General features: G+C 65.1%; 16 protein-coding genes. 9 read left to right on the top strand and 7 right to left on the bottom strand.

The window, feature by feature from the left end; translation table 11 throughout:
* Position 1: 1 nt before the first annotated feature.
* From HAQ05_RS03010 to HAQ05_RS02995, 4 genes are read right to left on the bottom strand one after another with little or no spacing between them, the layout of a single operon-like run.
* Positions 2-1018 (bottom strand): LLM class flavin-dependent oxidoreductase, encoded by a 1017-nt coding sequence (locus tag HAQ05_RS03010; protein ID WP_190417225.1) that lies wholly within the window; start codon positions 1016-1018, stop codon positions 2-4.
* The gene (locus tag HAQ05_RS03005; RefSeq protein WP_190417223.1) at positions 1015-1956 is read right to left on the bottom strand and encodes a 5'/3'-nucleotidase SurE; all 942 of its coding nucleotides are present in this window, start codon (positions 1954-1956) and stop codon (positions 1015-1017) included. Before HAQ05_RS03005 ends, HAQ05_RS03010 begins: the two co-directional genes overlap by 4 nt.
* A complete protein-coding gene (locus tag HAQ05_RS03000) occupies positions 1953-3293 on the bottom strand; it encodes an LLM class flavin-dependent oxidoreductase (protein ID WP_190417221.1) in 1341 nt (446 codons plus the stop codon). The genes HAQ05_RS03005 and HAQ05_RS03000 overlap by 4 nt, the downstream gene beginning before the upstream one ends.
* Before the next feature lie 45 nt (positions 3294-3338).
* On the bottom strand, positions 3339-5774 hold the full coding sequence (locus HAQ05_RS02995) for a TonB-dependent receptor plug domain-containing protein (RefSeq protein ID WP_190417219.1): 2436 nt from the start codon (positions 5772-5774) through the stop codon (positions 3339-3341).
* Between the two features lie 404 nt (positions 5775-6178).
* On the opposite strand from HAQ05_RS02995, the gene HAQ05_RS02990 reads away from it, so the two are divergent.
* Positions 6179-7189 (top strand): P1 family peptidase, encoded by a 1011-nt coding sequence (locus tag HAQ05_RS02990; RefSeq protein WP_190417217.1) that lies wholly within the window; start codon positions 6179-6181, stop codon positions 7187-7189.
* On the opposite strand, the gene HAQ05_RS02985 is transcribed toward HAQ05_RS02990, so the two are convergent.
* Positions 7137-8531, bottom strand: a complete 1395-nt coding sequence (locus tag HAQ05_RS02985; protein WP_190417215.1) for a tetratricopeptide repeat protein — start codon at positions 8529-8531, stop codon at positions 7137-7139. The two genes, HAQ05_RS02990 and HAQ05_RS02985, sit on opposite strands and share 53 nt — an antisense overlap.
* 246 nt (positions 8532-8777) lie before the next feature.
* On the opposite strand from HAQ05_RS02985, the gene HAQ05_RS02980 reads away from it, so the two are divergent.
* Genes HAQ05_RS02980 through HAQ05_RS02955 form a run of 6 tightly spaced genes read left to right on the top strand, consistent with a single transcriptional unit; the run spans position 8778 to position 15926 of the window.
* The gene (locus tag HAQ05_RS02980; RefSeq protein WP_190417213.1) at positions 8778-10370 is read left to right on the top strand and encodes an ABC transporter substrate-binding protein; all 1593 of its coding nucleotides are present in this window, start codon (positions 8778-8780) and stop codon (positions 10368-10370) included.
* Positions 10367-11356: an ABC transporter permease gene (locus HAQ05_RS02975; RefSeq protein WP_190417211.1), complete on the top strand. Its 990-nt coding sequence runs from the start codon at positions 10367-10369 to the stop codon at positions 11354-11356. Before HAQ05_RS02980 ends, HAQ05_RS02975 begins: the two co-directional genes overlap by 4 nt.
* Positions 11356-12195: an ABC transporter permease gene (locus HAQ05_RS02970; protein WP_190417209.1), complete on the top strand. Its 840-nt coding sequence runs from the start codon at positions 11356-11358 to the stop codon at positions 12193-12195. Before HAQ05_RS02975 ends, HAQ05_RS02970 begins: the two co-directional genes overlap by 1 nt.
* Positions 12192-13829, top strand: a complete 1638-nt coding sequence (locus HAQ05_RS02965; RefSeq protein WP_190417207.1) for a dipeptide ABC transporter ATP-binding protein — start codon at positions 12192-12194, stop codon at positions 13827-13829. The genes HAQ05_RS02970 and HAQ05_RS02965 overlap by 4 nt, the downstream gene beginning before the upstream one ends.
* Complete coding sequence (locus HAQ05_RS02960) at positions 13826-15052, top strand: LLM class flavin-dependent oxidoreductase (protein ID WP_190417205.1); 1227 nt, start codon at positions 13826-13828, stop codon at positions 15050-15052. The genes HAQ05_RS02965 and HAQ05_RS02960 overlap by 4 nt, the downstream gene beginning before the upstream one ends.
* A complete protein-coding gene (locus HAQ05_RS02955; protein WP_190417203.1) occupies positions 15045-15926 on the top strand; it encodes an alpha/beta fold hydrolase in 882 nt (293 codons plus the stop codon). The genes HAQ05_RS02960 and HAQ05_RS02955 overlap by 8 nt, the downstream gene beginning before the upstream one ends.
* A 35-nt stretch (positions 15927-15961) precedes the next feature.
* On the opposite strand, the gene HAQ05_RS02950 is transcribed toward HAQ05_RS02955, so the two are convergent.
* Complete coding sequence (locus HAQ05_RS02950) at positions 15962-16780, bottom strand: class I SAM-dependent methyltransferase (protein WP_190417202.1); 819 nt, start codon at positions 16778-16780, stop codon at positions 15962-15964.
* Between the two features lie 219 nt (positions 16781-16999).
* On the opposite strand from HAQ05_RS02950, the gene HAQ05_RS02945 reads away from it, so the two are divergent.
* Positions 17000-17923 carry an aliphatic sulfonate ABC transporter substrate-binding protein gene (locus HAQ05_RS02945; RefSeq protein WP_202988034.1) on the top strand — a complete coding sequence of 308 codons (924 nt, stop codon included), beginning with the start codon at positions 17000-17002 and terminating at the stop codon, positions 17921-17923.
* Positions 17920-19239, top strand: coding sequence for an NtaA/DmoA family FMN-dependent monooxygenase (locus HAQ05_RS02940; protein ID WP_202988033.1), 1320 nt, complete (start codon positions 17920-17922; stop codon positions 19237-19239). The genes HAQ05_RS02945 and HAQ05_RS02940 overlap by 4 nt, the downstream gene beginning before the upstream one ends.
* 37 nt (positions 19240-19276) lie before the next feature.
* Here HAQ05_RS02940 and HAQ05_RS02935 read toward each other — a convergent pair whose 3' ends face one another.
* Positions 19277-20497: an acyl-CoA dehydrogenase family protein gene (locus HAQ05_RS02935; RefSeq protein WP_190417198.1), complete on the bottom strand. Its 1221-nt coding sequence runs from the start codon at positions 20495-20497 to the stop codon at positions 19277-19279.
* Positions 20498-20566 lie beyond the last annotated feature (69 nt).

Below are 20566 nucleotides of genomic sequence, written 5' to 3'. Positions count from 1 at the left end.
GTCAGTGCTCCGTGGCCAGCGGCGAGCCTTGGGCGCCACGGGGGCGCCAGCCCAGCACCGGGGCAATACGTTCGCGGAAGGTTTCAAGCGCGCGGATAGCGTCGCGCAACGACGTGCTGGCGGTCTGCACCTGCACCACCCAATGGTCACCAACCCCTAAGCGGGGGCCTTCGCCAAGTACGTCGATGATCGCTTGCGAGGAGCCGTGCAGTACGCCCAGGCGCTTGAGCAGCACGCTGATGTCGTCGTCCAATGGCCCTTGGTAAACGCCGATGTGCCGCTGAAGCTGAGCGTAGGCGAGGATGTCCCGGCGCAGGGTGCTGTCCTCCCGATCGGGGTATTGCTCAGGAAACACTGCCTGCACCCACGCCGCCCGTGGCCGCGTCGGCTGCTGCGCGGGCCAGGCCTGGCGATAGCGCTGCAACCACGGGCCCGCGGCTTCGCTGGGCAATTGGGGGTTGGGCGCCATGATCAAGCCATTGCCTCGGGCGGCGACCGCCTCGACCCGCGAGGTCGCCTCCCATAACCGCTGGCCCAAGCCCGCCGTGCGCGGCTGCAGGCGCGCACCGGCGGCGTTCAACGGGCGGTCGCTGAGCGCGCTGTACAGCCGCTGCAAATGGTCGTCGTAGTCCTGATGGCGGCGGGCATGTTCGCCGCCGAAGGCGCTGAAGGTGGCGGGATCGAAGCCTGCGCCAAGGCCCAATTCGAGCCGGCCGCCGCTGAGCAGGTCGAGCACGCTGGCGTCTTCGGCCAGGCGCAAGGGCGGCTCTTGTGGCAGCACGATAACCCCGCTGCCCAGGCGAATGCGGCGGGTCGCCTGGGCGATCGCCGCCAGTAGCACTAACGGTGACGGCAAACGCCCTTGTTCGCTGGCGAAGTGATGTTGGGCGACCCAGCCGCAATCGAACTCCAGGGCTTCGGCCGCTTTGAACAGCTCCAGGGTTTCGTGGTAGACCTTGCGATTGAACGCCGGTTGATACACCCGGGTGAGAAAGCCCAGGCTAAAACCGCCGCTCATCGCTGCGGCCCTTGCTGCTCCAGCAATGGCAATGCGGCAAGGCCTGGCAGGCGCTGATCCTCGCGGGGCGATTCCAGCAAACCGGTGAAAGGGCTGATGGTCAGGTACCCCTTGGCCACCCATACGGCCTCGTCATCTTGTTCGTCGGCGGTGGCGGGGGGGCTGTATTGGAAGCCAATGCCGGGCTTGCCGGCGAGTTTACTGTCGAGCTTGCCCAGATCTTCGGTGTACAACGCGTCGAAACCCACGTAACGGCCTATCCGGGTGAGCTTGATGCCCTTGATGGTGGGCCCGGCCGGTAGGTTCACATTCAGCCCCACGCCGTCGGGCAACAGCTTGCCGTTAGGTTGTCGATGCTGCTGCAGGGCCGTGACCAGGCGGGCCACCAGGGCGGCGGCGCGCTGCGGGTCGTGGTCTTTCAAGTCGGTGCTGACGGCGAGCGCCGGCACCCCGGCAAACAGGGCGGCGCTGGCGGCATTGAAGGTGCCCGAGGCGCTGTTGATCGCGCCCACGTTATTGCCGGGGTTGGGGCCGACGATGACCAGGTCGGGCGCCGGCAGGATTTTTTTCAACCCCATCAGCACGGCCATCACCGGCGTACCGCTGATCTCGATGCTCACGCTTTGGCCGTTACAGGCCGGGCTGGTACAGGTACCGGTCTCGTAGGTGCTCAGGTAATAGCTGTCGGGGTAGGCAGGGTCATCATCATGGCCGATGGTCACTTCCCGGCCATAGATGAACGCGCCGCCACGGGCGCTCTGCTCGGTTTGCGGGGCCGCGATCTTGACGTTATGCCCCTCGGCCTTAAGGGCGGTGTACAGGGCGCGAATGTTGGGGTGGCGATAGCCGTCATCGTTGCTCAACAGGATATTCAGCGCGAAGGCCGGCGCCGCCACCCAGGCGCACAGTGCCGCGAGCAGGCAAGCCGTGGTTTTCATGGGCGGGCCCCGACGTCGCTGAAACGATTGCCGGGCCGCGGCAAGCCGAGGTTCTCGCGCAGGGTCTGGCCCTCATAGTTCAGGCGGAACAGGCCACGTTGCTGCAACAGCGGAATGACCTGGTCCACGAAGGTGTCGATGGCGCCGGGAAAGTACGGGAAGAACACGTTGAAGCCATCGCAAGCGCGGGCTTCGAACCACGCCTCGAAGGTGTCGGCGACATCCTCGGCGGTGCCGATCACCGGGTTACCCCCGGCCAGGCGCAAATACAGCTGGCGGATGCTGAGGTTTTCGCTGCGCGCCAGTTCCAATACCTTGTCCCGCCGGCTGCCGCGTTGGCCGGCGGGGGTAGGCGGCAACGGCCCGTCCAAGTCATGGCCAGACAGGTCGATGTCATCGCCGAGGGTGTCGGCCAGCAAGCGCAGGCCCAGTACCGGGTCGATCAATGCCTGGAATTCCTCGAACAGGGCCTGGGCCTGTTCGCGGGTGTCGGCGATGAACGGGGTTACCCCCGGGAGGATTTTCACCGTGTCGGGGTCGCGCCCAAAGGCGGCCGCGCGTTGCTTGATGTCACGGTAAAAGGCTTGCGCGGCCGGCACCTCGCTGCTGCTGGCGAAAATAACTTCGGCGATGCGCGCCGCCAGCGTGCGGCCGGCCTCGGAGGCACCGGCCTGAACCAATACCGGGTGGCCCTGGGGCGCGCGGGCAACGTTCAACGGGCCGCGCACCGAGAAATGCTCGCCACGGTGGTTGAGGGTGTGCAGCCTTTGTACATCGAAGTACACACCACTGTCCTTGTCGCGCACGAAGGCGTCATCGTCCCAGCTGTCCCAGAGGCCTTTGACCACTTCGACGAATTCCTCGGCGCGCTGGTAGCGGTCGCCATGCTCGACATGTTGCTCGCGGCCGAAATTCCAGGCCTCGTCGCTGACCACCGAGGTCACCACGTTCCACGCGGCGCGGCCTTTGGACAGGTGATCCAACGAGGCGAACTTGCGCGCGATATGGTACGGCTCGTTGTAGGTGGTGGTGGCCGTGGCGATCAGGCCGATGTGTTCGGTGACCGCGGCCAATGCGGCCATCAAGGTCAGCGGTTCGAAATGCTCGGCGCGCGCGGTGCGGCTCAAGGCGTCGTAGTGGTGACCCCAAAGGCCGACCACGTCGGCGATGAACAGCGCATCGAGCTTACCCCGCTCGGCGGTTTCGGCGATGTGTTTGAAGTGCTCGAAATCCTGGCTGGCATCGGCTTGCGCCAAGGGGTGGCGCCAGGCAGCGACATGGTGGCCGCTGTTGGCCAGAAAAGCCCCCAGCTTGAGTTGGTCGGTACGGCGGGGCATGGGCAGTCTCCATGGGAAGCGCCGCGCCTACGCGCGGCGTGTGCATCAGAAGTTGTAGGTCAGGCCGGTATACCAGTAGCCACCGGTGGTGCCGTAAGGCGAGAAGTTGCCGTACGGGTAACCGCCCGAGGTACTCGCCAAGTGGGTGCGCTCGGGGTACTTGTTGAACAGGTTGTTGGCCCCGGCGTTGAGCGTGAGGTCGTGGGTCAGGTGGTAGTCGATATTCAGGTCGGTGATCCAGGCCGCCGAGAACGTGCGGTCGTAGCTGGCCGTGGTGCCGTATTGGGTGTATTCGCCGTAGCGGGTCAGGTTAAGGCCCACATCGAACTGCCCGATGCTCCAGAGGGTGCCCAGCAGCAGCTTCGACTCGGGCAGGCCATGCTTGAGGTTGCCCTGGCGCTGGCGATCGAAGCCACCGTCGGCGCCCAGCGCCGCCGCCGCGATGTCGGAGGCGTGGATCTTGTCGATTTCCGTGGTGTTCCAGTTGAAACCCAGGGTGTAACGCAGGTTGCCGTAGGCGCCCAGGTTCTGCCGATAGTCGCCGACCAGGTCGACGCCACGTGTGGTGGTATTCAGGGCGTTGGTGAAGTAGGTCACGTACTGGTTGGTGTTCAGCCCTGCGGCGGCGAGGATGGCGCTGATTGCATCGGTGCCACCCAGGTAGCCGGTTTGCGCGATGCGGTCCTTGATCTTGATTTGGTAGGCATCGAGGGTCACGCTGGTGGCGTCAGTCGGCTGCAGGGTCAGGCCGAGGCTGATGTTGGTGGATTTCTCCGGTTTCAGCGTGGTGGCGCCCAACGCTTTGGCAACGGATGAGTCCACCGCCACGTTGCGGTAGTCGATCAGGTTGCCGTTGATACTGCTTTGCGAGGTGGAACTGTAGATCTGCTGCGCCAGTGAGGGCGCGCGAAAGCCGGTGCTGAAGGTGCCGCGCAGCGCCAGGATCGGCGTGAGCTGGTAGCGGGTCGAGAATTTGCCGTTGCGAGTGGTGCCTGAGCCATCATTGTAATGCTCGTAACGGCCGGCCAGGTCGACGTGCCATTTATCGGTGAGGTCCTGGCCAATTTCGCCATAGCCGGCCAGGCTGGTGCGGCCTTTTTCGGCGGCGTCGGCCGGTGTGGTACCGGCGCCGGAAATGGTCCCCGGGGGGATCGGGTTGCCGCTGGCGCCGGTGCTGTAATCACCGAGGGCGTAAGACTCATAGTCCCCCTTGCCGATCTTGTAGTTTTCGTAGCGCTGCTCCAAGCCCCACGACACCTGCGTGGGCTTGGGCAGGCCAAAGTCGAAGGCGCGGCTCAGGTCGAGGTTGTTGGTCCATTGGCTGAAGGTTTTTACCCCGGTGTCCACCGAGGTGGGCGAGTCGGGGCCGTAACTCAGGTTATAGGTATGGCGCAGGGTCGCCTCGGCATGGTCCTGGCCATAGGTGGTGGACAGGTCGTAGTCCCAGCCGGCCAATTGCCCCTTGCCACCTGCGGCGAATTGGTAGTCGTTTTCGATAAACCGCAGCGAGTCTTCGATACCCTCCGGGAACGGCGTGGCGATGCCATCGAAACTGGCCGGTGCATGGAAGGCCAGGGGTTTTTCCGAGTTGCGCCGGGTGTAGGTCGAGAACGAATACAGCGTCAGTGCGTCGTTGACCGGCAGCTCGGCGTTATAGCCGAGGCTGAAATTGCGCGCTTCAGGTAGGCCCGTGCCGTAATAGATGTGCCGCAGGCTGGTGTTGCCTTCCGCGTCAGTGTAGGACGCGTCATCGGAGCGGTCGGAGATCCTTTGTTTTTTCACGTCAAGGGCGAAGTTAATGAAACCGTCGTTGGGCAGCGCAAGGCCCGCGTCAGCCGTTTGCCGGGCGGTTTCACCGTCACCGTTTTCATAGTTCTGCCCATAGCTGGTCGACAGGCTGCCGCCATGGTCGTTCTGCTTGAGGACGATGTTGATCACCCCGCCAATGGCGTCGGACCCATACTGTGCCGAAGCACCGTCCCGCAGAACCTCGATGTGGTCCACCAATGCGGTAGGGATCATGTCCAGGTCGACCGGCTGCGACCCGGAATTCAAGTACGTACCGTTGTTGAGCAGGGCACTGTTGTGGCGCCGCTTGCCGTTGACCAACACCAGTACCTGGTCGCCGTTCAGGCCGCGCAGGCTGATAGGGCGCACCACCGAGGTCGAACCGAAGCCCGAAGAGGCCGGTTGGTTCAGTGATGGCAGCGCGCGCGCCAGCGCCGCGGTCAAACTCGATTGGCCGGTCGCCTGTAGCTGTTTGGCAGAAATCACGTCCACCGGCGACGGGCTCTCGGCCAGGGTGCGGGCCTGGCCACGGTTGCCGATCACCACCACGGTGTCTAGCGGGTTGTCGTTACTGGCATCGGCGGCCAGCGCTGGCCTGCCCTGGGCAAGGGCTTCGCAGACGGCGAGGAACAGCAATGACTGGGTGAACAGGTGGCGGGGCCGCCGCGAGCCGGCCAATTGGATCGGGTTCATGTGTGCAAGGCTCCTGAAAAGGTCCGCGGGCCATTCCGTTCAGGGTATGGCGCGGGCGTATGGCCTGTTCATGGGTGAACAGCACCTGTTGCATAGCGCGGCTTGTTGGGTTCAAGCGCTGGTGAGCCGGCTGGAGCAAGCGCTGTGCCATCTCATAAAATCCATTGGAATCAATCGGATGGGTTGCCGGGGTGGATTTTATTGGTGGTTTTTTAACAATCGCCAGCCAGGCTGCTGGTTTTTCCACAGTCGCGGGCAGGGGCCCCACGCGGTGGTGTACGCTGTGGATTTTTCAGCAGCAGCGCCCGCTGGCCCGACCGCCCCATACTCTGCGCTGGCACATGCCTTGCTCGCCGCGTTGCACCGGCCACGCGGCCGGCCCTTTTTTCCTGATGGAGAGCAGCATGCCGTTACCCGGCCCACGAAACCTGATCACCGACATCCCTGGCCTGCGCGTGGGGCATTCACTGGATGAGCGCGTACGCACCGGCGTGACCGTGCTGCGCCCCGACGGCCCCTGGGCCGCCAGTGTCGATATTCGCGGTGGTGGCCCGGGCGGGCGGGAGTCGGCGGCGCTGGAGCCGGAGAACATGGTCGGCCTGCTGCACGCCGTGGTGCTGGCCGGCGGTTCGGTGTTCGGGCTGGGCGCGGCCGACGGTGTGGCTGCGGCGTTGTCGCTGGAGGCAGTGGGGTTGCAGCTTAAACCTGGGGGTAAATCCATTCCTATCGTGCCCTGCGCGGTGTTGCACGATCTGGCCAACGGCGGCGATAAAAACTGGGGGCTGGAACCGCCGTATCGGCAACTGGGCCTGCGGGCCTTGGCCAGCGCCACGGCCGATTTTGCCTTGGGCGCGGTGGGTGCCGGCCGCGGCGCCATGGCCGGCGTGCTGCCCGGCGGGTTAGGCTCTGCGTCGCTGGCGATCGGCGAAGGGTTACTGGTGGGGGCGCTGGTAGTCGCCAACCCCATCGGCTCGGTGTACATGCCCGACGGCAAGACCTTCTGGGCCTGGCCTTGGGAAATCGACGGCGAGTTCGGTGGTGCGCGCCCGCGTTTCGACCAGGATGCCAGCGAGCCGATCCCTGAGTTGGCGCGGCTCGATGCCCTGGGGCGGCTGCAGGCCGGCGCCAACACCACGTTGGTGGTAGTGGCTTGCAACGCTGCGTTGACCACCGCCGAATGCAAACGGCTGGCGATCATGGCCCAAGACGGCATCGCCCGCGCGGTGCGCCCGGCGCACTTGCCGTTCGACGGTGACACCGTGTTTGCCTTGGCATCGGGTGCCGAAACGCTGGCCCAGGGGCCGCAGCGGCAGGTGGAGATTGGCCGCATCGGCTCGGCGGCGGCGGATTGCGTGGCGCGGGCTATCGCCCGTGGTGTGCATGCGGCTCGCCATGGCGGGCCAGGGTTTGGTTGATTCTGTCTTGTGCCTGTTCGGCCTGCTCCGGCAGCCCGAGCGCCGCATACACCCGTACCAACTGCTGGTTGGTGGGTACATCCCACGGGTCGTAGCGCCGGCGCAGTTCCAAGCGTTGTTGGCTGCCGAGCCAGTCGCCGGCATGCAGCCCGGCATCCAGTTCAATCAAAGCGAACAGGTCGCGCTGGGCGTGGCTGCCGCCGATGGCATTCAAGCGCGGCAAGGCCAAGGCCAACAGCTCGCTGCTGCGCCCGAATTGCCTACGGGCATGGGCCAATAGGCCCTCGGCCAGCGGTAGGGTGATGTGCGCCCACGTCTCGCGGCGGTCGGTGGTGGCTTCTTGTGCGCGGGTACGCAGCGCGTCGAGCAGTTGCTCGGCCTGCGGCTGGCCGGCCCGTGCCAAGCCGTACAGATACTGCACGCTCAAAAATGGCTGCACGGTGTCGCCCGCGCGTGCGGCCAGGTAGGGCGCCAACGCTTGCCAGCGCTGACCAACGTCGAGGCCCGCCAGTTCCAGGCGCGCCAGCATCGACACTGCGCCAATTTGGTCTTGGGAGTAGCCCGGCTCGATACCCCACAGGTGCTCATCATAGATTTCCAGCACCCGCCGTTGATTGCCGCGCGCCAGGTAGAACAGCGCCAGGTGCCACCAATTGTGGGTGTACATGAAGGAATTCAGGTTGTTCCAGCCACCCTTGACAGCTTCTAGGAACTCGGTGCCTTCATCGATACGGCCCTCGGTGAGCATTACATGGGCCAGCGCATGCTGCGCCCACGGCTCGTCGGGCTGCAGGTTCAGCGCATCGCGCGCCGCCGCTTCGGCGTCGGCCAGCAGGTGGCACTGCTCGAATGCAAACGCCAGCATGCCCAGGGCTTGGGGGTTGCCGGGGTTGTGCGCGCGGGCCTTCAGGCCGATGCGCAACAGCGCCGGCCAATTGCCGCGGTTGAATTCCACATACTGGTTGAGCTTGGCGGCGAACAGATCATGGGGGTACTGGTGCAGCAACTGCTCGGTGAGCGCAAGCACCGCGCCAAGGTCGTCGGCGGTCCAGGCTTGCAGCACCTGCATATACAGTTCGGCGCGCAATTGCCCGGTGCCGGCCGCCTGCGCCCTGGCCAGCCACGGGGCTGCCAGGCCGGCGGCAGCCGGCGACTCGTCGAACATCGTCAGGATCCCGGCCAAGGCGTTGGTGAGTGTGGATTCAGGCGCCTGCTCGGCCGCCGCGAGGATGCGTAGGGCGCGGGGGTGGTAGCCGAGCATGCCGCCAATGAAATCATTGATGGCGGCGACACTGTCGGGCCGCTCCGTATCGAGCGGGTTGCCGAGAAAATCCTGTGACATGGCGATGGCTCCGGCTTGGGGTGCAGGCTCGAACGCAAAGGGCATGCCACCGCGGTGGGCCCGAGGGCGCGGCACATGAGGCGCCGCTGCTGCTGCTTTTTCCACACTTGGCCGGAGCCGGTGTGTGTTTTTCATCACCGCCCAGGGCGATGCCGGCCCCAGCGTACCGTAAAACCTGAGCCGTGGGCCGTGGCACAGCCCTTGCTAAATCCCTCGCATCGAACCATTTGCCGTTCAGGAGGGTGCATGCCCAACCCCTTGCGTCGTCTGCAACACCGCCTCAAGCGCCTGGGCTTGCTCGGCGCCACCTCCCTGTTGCTGGCAGCCGCCGCGCAGGCCGCGCCCCAGGAGGGGGGTGTGCTCAACCTCGTGGCACAACCGGAGCCGCCGTCGTTGTCCCATGCGGTGGTCAGCCATGTCGCCACCCAGTACGTGAGTGGCAAAATCCTCCAGGGCCTGTTGACCTTCGGCACCGACCTCAAACCGATACCCGTGCTGGCCAACCATTGGGACATCAGCACCGATGGCCTGACCTATACCTTTGCCTTGCAGCCCGGTGTGGCCTGGCACGACGGACATGCCTTCGGTGCCGACGATGTGCTGTTCACGTATCAGCAGTTTTATCCGCAGCTCGATAAGCGCATGGCGGATATCTTCGGCGAATACCTGGGGAGCATCGACTCGCCGGCGCCCGATACGGTGGTCTTTCACCTGAAAAAACCCTTCGCGCCCTTGCTGTCGCTATTGGGCAGTGGCCTACGCCCGGTGGTGCCGAAACACCTCTACGAAGGCACCGACTTTCGCGACAACCCCTATAACCTCAAGCCGGTCGGTACCGGGCCGTTTGTATTCGATGAGTGGAAGCGCGGCAGCTACATCAAGCTGAGTAAGAACCCGCATTACTGGAAACCCGGCCTGCCGTACCTGGACGGCGTGGTGTTCCATGTGATCCCGGACGCCAGTTCCCGCGCCGCGGCGTTCGAGCGCAATGACGTGCAGGTGCTGCGCGCCGGCGATGCCGACTACGCCGACATCAAACGGCTGAGCGCCTTGCCCGGCGTGCAAACCTCGACCAGCGGCTATGAACTGTATTCAGGGCTGGCGTTGCTGCAGATCAACACCCGCAAACCACCGCTTAACAACCCCAAGGTGCGCCAGGCGATTCTCTACGCGCTGAACCGCCCGTTCATCGTCAATAATATTTTCTTTGGCGCGGGCAAGGTGGCGCAGGGGCCGTTCCTAGGGGCCTACCATGACCCGCAGTTGCGCCAGTACCCCTATGACCCGGCCAAAGCCAAGGCGTTGATCGCCGAGGCCGGCGTAGACCTGAGCCAGGTGCGGCTGCGCCTGCTCAACGGTGAAAAGGGCGGGGCCTGGGAACGGTTGGCCGAATACACCAAACAGGCGCTGCTGCCGCTGGGTATCAAGGTGCAGGTGGTCACCTCCGACGCAGCGACCTGGTACCAGCGGGTCAGCGATTGGGATTTCGACCTGACCTATAACTTCATTTTCCAGGTCGGCGACCCGTACCTGAACAACGCTTACCTGTATCGCGCCGACTACATCCTCAAGTCGACGCCGTTCGTCAATGTGGGCGGCTACAATAGCCCGGAAGCGGACGCACTCTGGCAAAAGGTGGCCAATACCCCCGAGGGCCCGCAACGCCAAGCGGTCTATAGCCAGCTTGAACGGCGCCTGAACGATGACCTGCCGATCGCACCGATGTTCGAAATGAGCTATTCGACGCTGTATCACCAACAGGTCAAGAACCTGTTGCGCACGGCCACCAGCCTGAACGAAGACTACGAAAGCGTTTACCTGGATGGCCCTGGGCAATGAGCGACCTGCTGTATGTGCTGTCGCGGCTGCTGCGCGCCGTGGCCATGATCCTCGGCGTGGTGGTGCTGTGTTTTGTGTTGGTGCGCTTGGCGCCCGGGGACCCTGCGCAGTTGATGGCGGGCGATGCGGGTATAGACGACCCGGCCTACATCGCCCAGTTGCGCCAGAGCATGGGCCTGGATCGGCCGTTACCCGAGCAACTGTTGGCCTACGTCACCGGCATCGCGCGCCTGGACCTGGGGTATTCCTACCCGAACCGGGCCAGCGTCTGGTCGCTGATCAGCGAGCGTTTGCCGGCGACCTTGCTGCTGATGGGTTCGGCGTTGCTGCTGGCAGCCACCGTCGGTGTACTGCTCGGCGTGGTGGCCGCGCGCAGCCGGCAGCGGCGGCGCTGGCTGGATGGGCTGATCGCCCAGGGGGCCTTGCTGTTGTACGCCATCCCGCCGTTCTGGCTGGCCATGGTGCTGGTGCTGGTGTTCTCGGTGCAATTGAACTGGCTGCCGGCGTTCGGCATGCAAGAGGTCGGTGGGCAGTTGCACGGCTGGGCGCTCTGGCGCGACAGCTTGGCCCATTTGCTGCTGCCGTGCTTGTCGTTGAGTTTTCTGTATTTGGCGATGTACGTGCATCTGGCCCGCTCGGCCATGCTGGAGGTGATGGCGCAGGACCACGTGCGCACCGCGTACGCCAAGGGCCTGGGCTATTGGCGGATTCTCTTGGCCCACCAGTTGCGCAATGCCTTGCTGCCAGTGGTGACCATGGTCGGGTTGCAGTTCGGCCAGTTGGCCAGCAGCACGCTGCTGATCGAGGTGGTGTACGCCTGGCCGGGTATCGGCCGGCTGCTCTACGATGCGTTGTCGCAACGCGATTATGCGTTGTTGCTCGGGGTATTCCTGGTCATCGGCACGGTGGTGGTGGTGATGAATGTGCTGGTGGACTTGCTGTGCCGGCTGCTGGACCCACGGATTCAGGCAGGGGCGTTATATTGATGGCCACGGTGTTCAAACGCTATTGCCGGCAACCTGCCGCCGTGCTCGGCGCGCTGTTCATCGCCGTGCTCGCGGCGTTGGCGTTGGCGGCACCCTGGTTGAGCGCCTCGCCCTGGGAAATGAACGCCCACCCCTTGTTGTTGCCCTTCACCGAGCGCGCGCATTGGCTCGGCACCGACATGCTCGGGCGCGACCTGGGCGCCGGTTTGTTGTATGGCGCGCGGGTGTCGCTCGGCGTGGGCGCACTGGCCAGTGCCGCGAGTTTGCTGGTGGGCTTGCTGGTGGGTGCGGCCGCCGGCTACTTCGGCGGTTGGGTAGACGCTGTGTTGATGCGCGTGGCGGAGTTTTTTCTGATCATGCCGTCGTTGGTGTTGGCGGTGTTATTGGTGGCAGTGTTGGAGCCGTCGACCACCTCGGTGGTGATGGCGATCGCGCTGGTGGCCTGGCCGGGTATCGCGCGCTTGGTACGCAGCGAGTTCATGACCCTGCGCCAACGCGAATTCGTGCAGGCCGCGCAGGTGCTGGGCCTGAGCCCCTGGGCGATCATCACCCGGGAGATTCTGCCCAATGCCATGGGGCCGCTGCTGGTAACCCTGACGTTCGTGATGGCCAGCGCGATTCTCACTGAAGCGGCGTTGGCGTTTCTCGGCCTGGGCGACCCCGAGGCGATGAGCTGGGGCTATATGATCAATGCCTCGCGCAACCTGTTGCGTGATGCCTGGTGGATGAGCCTGTTGCCGGGGCTTGCGATCGTGCTGCTGGTATTGGCGGTCAACCGCGTCGGCGAGGGCTTGCGTAGCGCGTTGCAGGTGCCCGGCCGCACGGAGGCAAGCGCATGAACAGTGCCCTGTTGGAGGTCGAAGGGTTACACATCGCCTTGCCGCCCGGCGGTGACCGTAGCCATGCGCTGTTCGATGTGTCGCTGGCCCTGCAGGCGGGTGAAACGCTGTGCGTGGTCGGAGAATCGGGGTCGGGTAAGTCGATGCTGGCCAATGCGATTTTACGCTTGCTGCCCCCGGCGTTGGCGCCGCGGCAAGGGCGTGTGCGCTTTCGGGGCGAGGACATCGCGGCCCTGGACCGTCAAGGTTTGCGCCAACTGCGCGGGGTGGGTATCGGCATGGTGTTTCAGGAACCCATGAGCGCCCTGAACCCGTTGTTGCGGGTAGGCGTGCAAATTGGCGAAACGCTGCGCGCCCATGGCATGAAGCGCGCCGGCGAACGGCGCCGGCGCGTGATCGAATTGCTCGGCTATGTGGGCTTGCCGGCACCTGAACAGCTGCGCCGGCGCTTTCCCTTCCAGTTATCCGGCGGCCAACGCCAACGGGTGGCGATCGCCATGGCGCTGGCGTTCTCGCCGGCTGTGCTGATTGCCGACGAGCCGACCTCGGCCCTGGACGTCACCACTCAAGCGCAGATCCTTCAACTGTTGCAACGCATCCAGCGGGAAACCGGCATGGCCATGCTGTTCATCACCCATGATTTGGCCCTGGTGCAGACCATCGCCGACCGGGTGTTGGTTTTGCAAAAAGGCCAGGTCGTCGAGCAGGGCGCGGCCCAGGCTGTGCTCGGCGCGCCTGCCCAAGCTTACACCCGACGCTTGCTGGCCGCCGCGTTACCCGCGGCGAACCCGCGCCCGTCGCCCGCTGATGCGCAGGTGGTGCTGGGCGCCCAAGGCTTGAACAAAACCTACAGCAGCCGCCATGGCGGTTGGCGCTGGCAACACACGGCCGCGCTGGTCGATGTGAGCATGGCCCTGCGGCACGGGCAAACGGTCGGCGTGGTCGGTGAGTCCGGCTCGGGCAAGTCGACCTTGGGTAAGGCCCTGGTGCGCCTGCTGCGCCCCGACAGCGGGCACATCCAGTGGCAAGGCAGCGAGGTTGCCGAGTGGCCGCAGCGCCGTTTGCGGCCATTGCGCCGGAGGGTGCAGATGATTTTCCAAGACCCGGTGGCGTCGCTGAACCCGCGCCAGACCGTCGCGGCCATTCTCATGGCCGGCCCAGTGGCCCACGGCGCCACACCGGCGCAAGCGCGCGCCCGGGCCGAGCTGGTGCTTGGCTGGGTCGGCTTGCCGGCGGCGGCCCTGGAGCGCTATCCGCAGGCATTCTCCGGCGGCCAGCGCCAACGCATCGGCATCGCCCGGGCACTGTCGGTCGCCCCCGATGTGCTGATCGCCGACGAATGCGTGTCGGCGCTGGATGCGTTGGTGCAAGCGCAGATTCTCGACCTGCTGGAGACGTTACAGCAGCGCCTGGGCCTGAGCATCGTCTTCATCACCCATGACCTGCGCGCTGCCGCCCGCCTGTGCGATCACTTGCTGGTGATGCAACACGGGCGGGTGGTGGAGCAGGGCGCTAGCGCCGCGTTGCTGCGCCACCCCAGCCACGCGTACACCCGCACCTTGCTGGCGTCGTTGCCGGGCCCTGGGTTAGTCGAAAGCCGTGAATTACCCCCGGCGCAGCAGGAGGCCCGATGAGCGCTACCCGAACGATGAGCCTGAATGCTTTTTTAATGGCCACCGGGCACCACGTCGCGGCCTGGCGCGACCCGGCCAGCCGGGCCGACGGCGGCCTTGATTTCGAGCACTATCGCCAACTGGCGCGTACGGCGCAGCGAGGCTGCTTAGATGCGATTTTTTTGTCCGATACCCTGGCGATGTTGCCCGGCAACCTGGGCGCGGTGAGCCGCATGGCGCGCACCGAGCACTTCGAACCCTTGACCCTGCTCGGGGCCCTGGCCGCGGTCACCGAGCGTATCGGCCTGGTGGCCACCGTGACCACTTCGTACAACGACCCGGCCGCCGTGGCGCGCAGTTTTGCCTCACTCGAACGCCTGAGCGGCGCCCGCAGTGGCTGGAACTTGGTGACCTCGAGCAATGCCCAGGAAGCGCCGAATTTCGGCCGCGCGCAGCATTTCGATCACGCCGCGCGCTATCAACGGGCCCAGGCGTTTCTCGCCGAGGTCCGCAAGTATTGGCAGCGCGAAGGTGTTGCCCCAGTGCAGGTACTGGCCGGTGCGTCGCCTGCCGGGTGTGCCTTTGCCGCCGCCCATGCGGAGGTGGTCTTCACCGCGCAACCGGACCTGGTTGCCGCGCAGGCCTTCTACCGCGACCTCAAGGCCCGCGCCAGCGCCGCCGGCCGTGACCCTGCCCAGGTCAAGGTGATGCCAGGCGTGTTGCCTATCGTGGCGGCGACACACGATGAAGCGTGGGCCAAGTACGAGGCGCTGCAGGCGCGTGTGTTGCCCGAGGTCGGGCTGTCGTTGCTCGGTGATATTGCCGGTGGCACCGACCTGTCCACGGCCGACCTCGATGGGCCGTTGCCGGCACTGCCCAGCACCGAATCGGGGGTCAGCCGCCGTGAGTTACTGATCAACGTCGCCCGGGCCGAAGGCTTGAGCATTCGCCAGTTGTACCTGCGCATGGCCACGGCACGTGGGCATTGGGTGGTGATCGGCGAGCCGGGCGAGGTGGCCGACCAGTTGGAACATTGGTTTCGCAGCGAAGCGGCCGACGGCTTCAATGTGATGCCGGCGACCCTGCCCGGCGGGCTCGACGATTTCGTCGACACCGTGGTGCCGTTACTGCAGGCCCGCGGGTTATTCCGCCAGCGCTACCAAGGCACTACGTTGCGCGAGCACCTTGGGTTGAGCGCGCCACCCTCACACCCTTACCCACAGGAGGCCGGCCGCCATGGTTGAGGCACGTTCGTTCGACGGGTTACCAAGGTTGCACGGGCAGTGGGTCGAGCTATCCCCTGGGCGCCGGCTCAACATCACCCACCAGCCTGGCAGCGGTATAAACGCCGATACCGTGGTGTTCTTTTGCCACGGTGGTGGTGGCAACCAAGACCAGTGGCGCCTGCCATGGCGTGCATTGCAAGGGCTGGGTTACAGCCTGGTGGCGTGGGACCTGCTGGGGCATGGGCTGAGCGATAAACCCGATGCCCCCGAGGCCTATCGCTGGGCAGCGCTGGTCGATGACTACCTGCGCATCGTCGAACGCTATGCCGGCACGCGCAACGTGCTGGTGGGGCATTCATTCGGCAGCGGGCTGACCCTCAGCGCGGCGGCCCATTGGCAAGAGCAAGCGCGCCAGCCGGCGCTGAGTGCGCTGTTACTGCTGGGGTCGCAATTGCAGCGCCCGTTGGGCAAAAGCCCGCTGCTCAGCCTGCCCGTGTGGCTGTTGGCGCTGGCGCGGCCCCTGCTTGCCAAGGGCTTTCGCGAGCGCGCCTGGCACCCCAGCACCGATCCACGGCTGGTGGCCTACGAAGAATCGCTCACGCGGCATAACCGTTTGGCCGTATTCAAGGCCTTGGTGGCCGGCGCCCAGTGGCCCTCGGTGCAAGCATTGGCGAGCCTGCATTTGCCCATTCACATCTTGGCCGGCGAAACCGACGGCCTCACACCCCCCGAGGCGGGGCGGGCCCTGCACGAACACTTACCCGGCTCGCAATTCGAAGTGCTGGCCTGTGGGCATCAATTGATGTTGGAGCAACCGGGCGAGGTCACCGATAGGCTGTTGGCGTTGCTGGCCAGGGTGGCCGGGGCGCGGCCGGGCGAACGGCTGGCCTAGCAGCGGTGCGCCGGCCGCTGTATCAGGGGTATGGCTCACTGGCCGCTTGGTGCCGGCCCGCCCGGTTTTACGAAGCGCAGGGTGAAGCGGTCCGACTCACCGATCGCCAGGTAACGGGCGCGGTCCTGCTCACCGAGCCTGAGGACGGGCGGCAGCGTCCAGACCCCGGCGGGGTAGTCTTTGCTGTCCTTGGGGTTAGCGTTCACTTCGCTTTGCCCCTGTAACTGGAAGCCGGCCTGGCGTGCCAGCTCGATCACATAGGTGGTGGGCAAGTAACCACTTCGCTTGATAGCCTCCAGCGATTCCCCCGCCGGCCCGCGGTGGTCCACTACGCCCAGCACACCGCCGGGTTTGAGTGCTTTGAAAAACGCCGCGAACATGGCCGGTGCGGTGTCGGCCATCACCCAGTTGTGCACGTTGCGAAAGGTCAGCACCAAGTCGGCCGAGGCGGGTGGGCCGAACACCGGTGCCTTCGGGTCGAAGAGCAGGCTGCGCACGTTGCCATAGCGCGCCGGGTCGGCTGCGAACTTCTGCGCCAGCGCCGGGCTGCCGGGCGCCTGTACCGCGGCGATGTACTGGCCGCGATCCTTGAGCAGCGGCGCCAGCACTTCGCTGTACCAGCCATTGCCGGGGGTGATCTCGATCACCGTTTGGGTGGGGGCCAGGCCAAAGAAACTCAAGGTTTGTTGCGGGTGGCGATAGCCATCGCGGGCGCGGTTTTCCGGCGCGCGCCAGGGGCCGGCCAGCACCTGCGCGTACTGCGCTTCGCTGACGCTGGCGTCGGCGGCATAGGCCTGGCCGGTGGCGGGGATGAGCAGCGCGGCAAAGGCCAGGGCGGTGAACGTGGGTTTCATGGTTCATCCTGATTAGAAGGGTCCAAGGAACCCTACCATGGCCGCCCGGCGCTGGCCTCTGCCGTTTTTGCCAGCGCCCCGGATATGCGGTTCTAAGCAGGGTACTTGCCACCGGGGGAGATAAGCATATGCCTAACCGATATTTGCCTGGCTGGCCGCGCATCCTCACTGTGCGTGATTTTATCGCCACGTGGGGGCTACATGTTATTGAGATGGGGTGTGAGCTGTGTATTGATGTGGGCCGTGGCGGGGGTTGCGCGCGCCGACCTTGACGTGGGCGACCAACGCGGCAACGCACGGGCGGTGATGGAGGCAGCCGGCGTGCTGCAAGGCATTGGCTACCCGATACACTGGCACGAATTCCCCAATGCCGCGCCGGTGCTTGAGGCGCTCAATACCCAGCACCTGGACGCTGGCCTGCTCGGGGATGCGCCGCTGACGTTCGCCGCGGCGGCGGGCGTTAACGTCAAGGCGATCTTTGCCTCCCGTTACCTCGGCAATGGCCTGATCGTCGCCAAAGGGTCGAGCATTCATGCGCCGGGCGAACTGAAGGGGAAGAAGATCGCCACGGTCAAGGGCTCCTCCGGCCACGCCATGGCCCTGGCCGCGCTCGCGGCCAGCGGCCTGGGCGAGGATGACGTGACGTTCGTGTTCACCACCCCCGCTGAAGCGACGCTGGCGCTGAGTAACGGCGCGGTGGATGCGGTGGCAACCTGGGAACCCTACATTTCATTTGCCATCGAGCAATCCCAGGTGCGCTTGATCGCCGATGGCACCGACTATCCTTCACTCAACTACCTGGTGGCGACCCCACAAGCCATCGCGACCAAGCGCGCGGAGCTTGGGGATTTCACCCAACGCCTGGCCAAGGCGCGCCAATGGGGCACGCAGCACCCGCAGCCCTACGCCGCGGCCATCGCCCAGTTACTGCGGTTGCCCGAAACGGTGGCGCTAAGCAAGGTGCGCCGCGAGTCCAATGCCCCTGTGCTCGATGCGGCAGCGATCCGTGACCAGCAGCAAAGCACCATCGACCTCTATGCCAAAACCGGCCTGATCAAGCAGCGCCTGAACGCCGACGACCTGCTGGACACGACGTTCACCCCAGTGCCCGTGACAGCCGCGCGCGAGGTGCCCACACCATGATGCATTTGGCACTTTACCTTGAGGCCGGCACCCATCAGGGCGGTTGGCGCCACCCCGACTCGGCAGCCAGCGGTGGCGTCGATTGGCGCCTGTACAAGCAGATTGCACGGCGCGCCGAGGCCGCGTGCCTAGACATGCTATTCGTCGCCGACAAACTATCGATCGATGACAACTATGGCGGGCATTTCGCCAATACCGTCAAATACCGGCCGGTGGTGCGCCCCGAACCGTTGACGTTGTTGGCCGCACTGGCGGCGGTCACCGATCGCATCGGCGTCGGCGGTACGGTGTCGTCATCCTATTCGGCGCCTTATACGGCGGCCAGGATGCTCGCCAATATCGACCACATCAGCGGCGGCCGCGCCGCCTGGAACGTGGTGACCTCGGTCAGCGATGGCGAGGCGCGCAACTTTGGCCGTGCGCAACACTACGCCCACGGCGAGCGTTACCAACGGGCCAATGAGTTTATCGAGGTGGTGCAAAAACTCTGGGACAGTTGGGGCGACGGCGCGCTGATAAAAGATGTGCAAAACGGCCTGTACGCCGACCCTTCGCGCTTCCATTATGTGGACCACCATGGGGCGAATTTCGATGTGCGCGGGCCCATCAACATCCCGCGGCCGCCCCAGGGCCAGCCGGTGTTGATTCAGGCCGGGGTGTCCGAAGCGTTCATCGACCTCGCGGCGCAGAACGCCGAAGTGGTGTTCGTGGTACAGGCGACCCTGGAACGGGCCCAGGATTTCTATCGGCTGATCAAAACCAAAGCCAAAGCCTTTGGCCGCGACCCGGCATCGATCAAGGTATTGCCGGGGATTGTGCCGGTGGTGGGGCGAGACGAGCGCGACGCCCAGGAAAAAGACGCCTTGCTCAAGGCGCTGATTCGCCCTGAAGCAGGCTTGAGTTTTATGTCTGCCAGCATGAACCATGACATGGCGCGGTACCCGCAGGATGCGCCGATGCCAGACATCAGCGCGCAGATCACCGGCAGCAAAGGGCGTTTCGAATACGTGATCAAGCAAGCGGTAGAGCGCGGCCTTAGCGTGGGGCAGGTGGGCAAAGGGTATGCCGAAAGCCTGTCGTTTTTCTCGCCGGTAGGCTCGCCGGCGCAAGTCGCCGAGCAGTTGTTGAGCTGGTACCGCGCCCAGGCCTGCGACGGCTTTGTGATACTGCCGCCGTACCTTGAGGAGGCCGACGACCTGTTCTTGAGCCAGGTGGTCCCTTGCCTGCAAGCGGCCGGAGTGTTCCGCACCGCTTACCCGGGCAGCACACTGCGCGACACCCTCGGCTTGGCGCGGCCTGCTAGCCGCTACGACTAGGCGCGCGGCCGATACGCCAGGTAGCCGCGCCTGCGCCTCAGGCAACGCCAATGCGCCACTGAAACGGCGGTGGCGTACCGTTGACCACGTAATCGCCAACGATGCGGTCTTTGTAGATGCGCGGGTTGTGCGAAGACAGCGTTCGCGCGTTGCGCCAGAACCGATCCAGCGCGAGCGGTCGCAGGGTCGCCGAGGCGCCCAAGGCATCGAACAGCACGGTGGTGGCGTTGAGGATAAGGTCCATCACGATGGTTTGCGATTGCGCCACCTCCAGCTCAGCGAGGGTGTTCGCCTCATCCTGCGCGGCTTCATCACCCGCCAGGCGGCTGTCGAATGCGCGCTGCAGGGCCTCGGCGTTTTTCAGCACGATGGCGCCGGTGGTGTAGGCGGCGCCCCGTAGCTGGCCAACCACTTGCAGCACCTGCGGGTCTTGCGAGGCGCGCGGAGCGTTGCCGTGGCTGTAGGTGCGCGTGCGCGCCGCCACCGCGTGTGCGACTTCGCCGCTGAGGGCGCGGCCGATGCCCGCCAGTGTGGCGAAATGCACCGCCTGGAAGAAACCGCTGGCGTAGCGAAAGCGCTGCTCGCGGTTCAGGTCCGCGGCGTCTACCCGCACGTTGTGAAACTGCGCGGTGCCGCTGGCGGTGAGGGTTTGGCCGAAGCCGTTCCAATCGTCCAACACGGTCACGCCGGGGGCATCACGGGCCACGGTGGCGGCGACGGTTTCGCCGTTAGCATCACTGACGCCGACGTCGATCCAATCTGAATACAGCGAGCCGGTGGTGTAAAATTTGCTGCCATTCAACAGCCAATGTTCGCCTTCGCCTTGCAAACGAGTGCTGAATTCGCTCTGGCCGGCATCACCGGTTTCGCTCCATGCGGGGCCTACGAGCTGGCCCTCGCCCAGGCGTGGTAACCAGCGTTCACGGCGGCGCGGGTCGCCGCTGTTGAGTACACTTTCGACAAACCCCAGGTGGCCGCGAATCGCCTGCACCAGGTTGGAGTCGGCTTCGCCCAGCTCGATCAGCAGGTTGAACAGTTGTGGCAGGGTGGCTTCGCTGCCGCCGTAGGCCTTGGGCACACGCAACGCGGTAAAGCCACTGTGTTTGAGCCATTGGATTTGCTCCAGCGGCCATTGGCGGTTCAATTCTCGATGAATGGCGCCTTCGCGGATACGTGCGAACAGCGGGCGAAAGCGTTCGGCGATGGCCTCGTAGCTGGCATCGGGGCCTGCGCCCCAGGCAGCACTGATTTGTGACATGGCAGATGAGTCCTTACTGGTTGAGTTGAACACGTTGTGCTGGGTGCGCGCGCGCCGTACCGTGGGTGG

Origin of the sequence: Pseudomonas typographi (assembly GCF_014694385.1) — a bacterium.
GTDB classification, from domain to species: Bacteria; Pseudomonadota; Gammaproteobacteria; order Pseudomonadales; family Pseudomonadaceae; genus Aquipseudomonas; species Aquipseudomonas typographi.
Note: the sequence above shows the minus strand (reverse complement) of the source record. Positions and strands in the feature narration are given on the sequence as shown.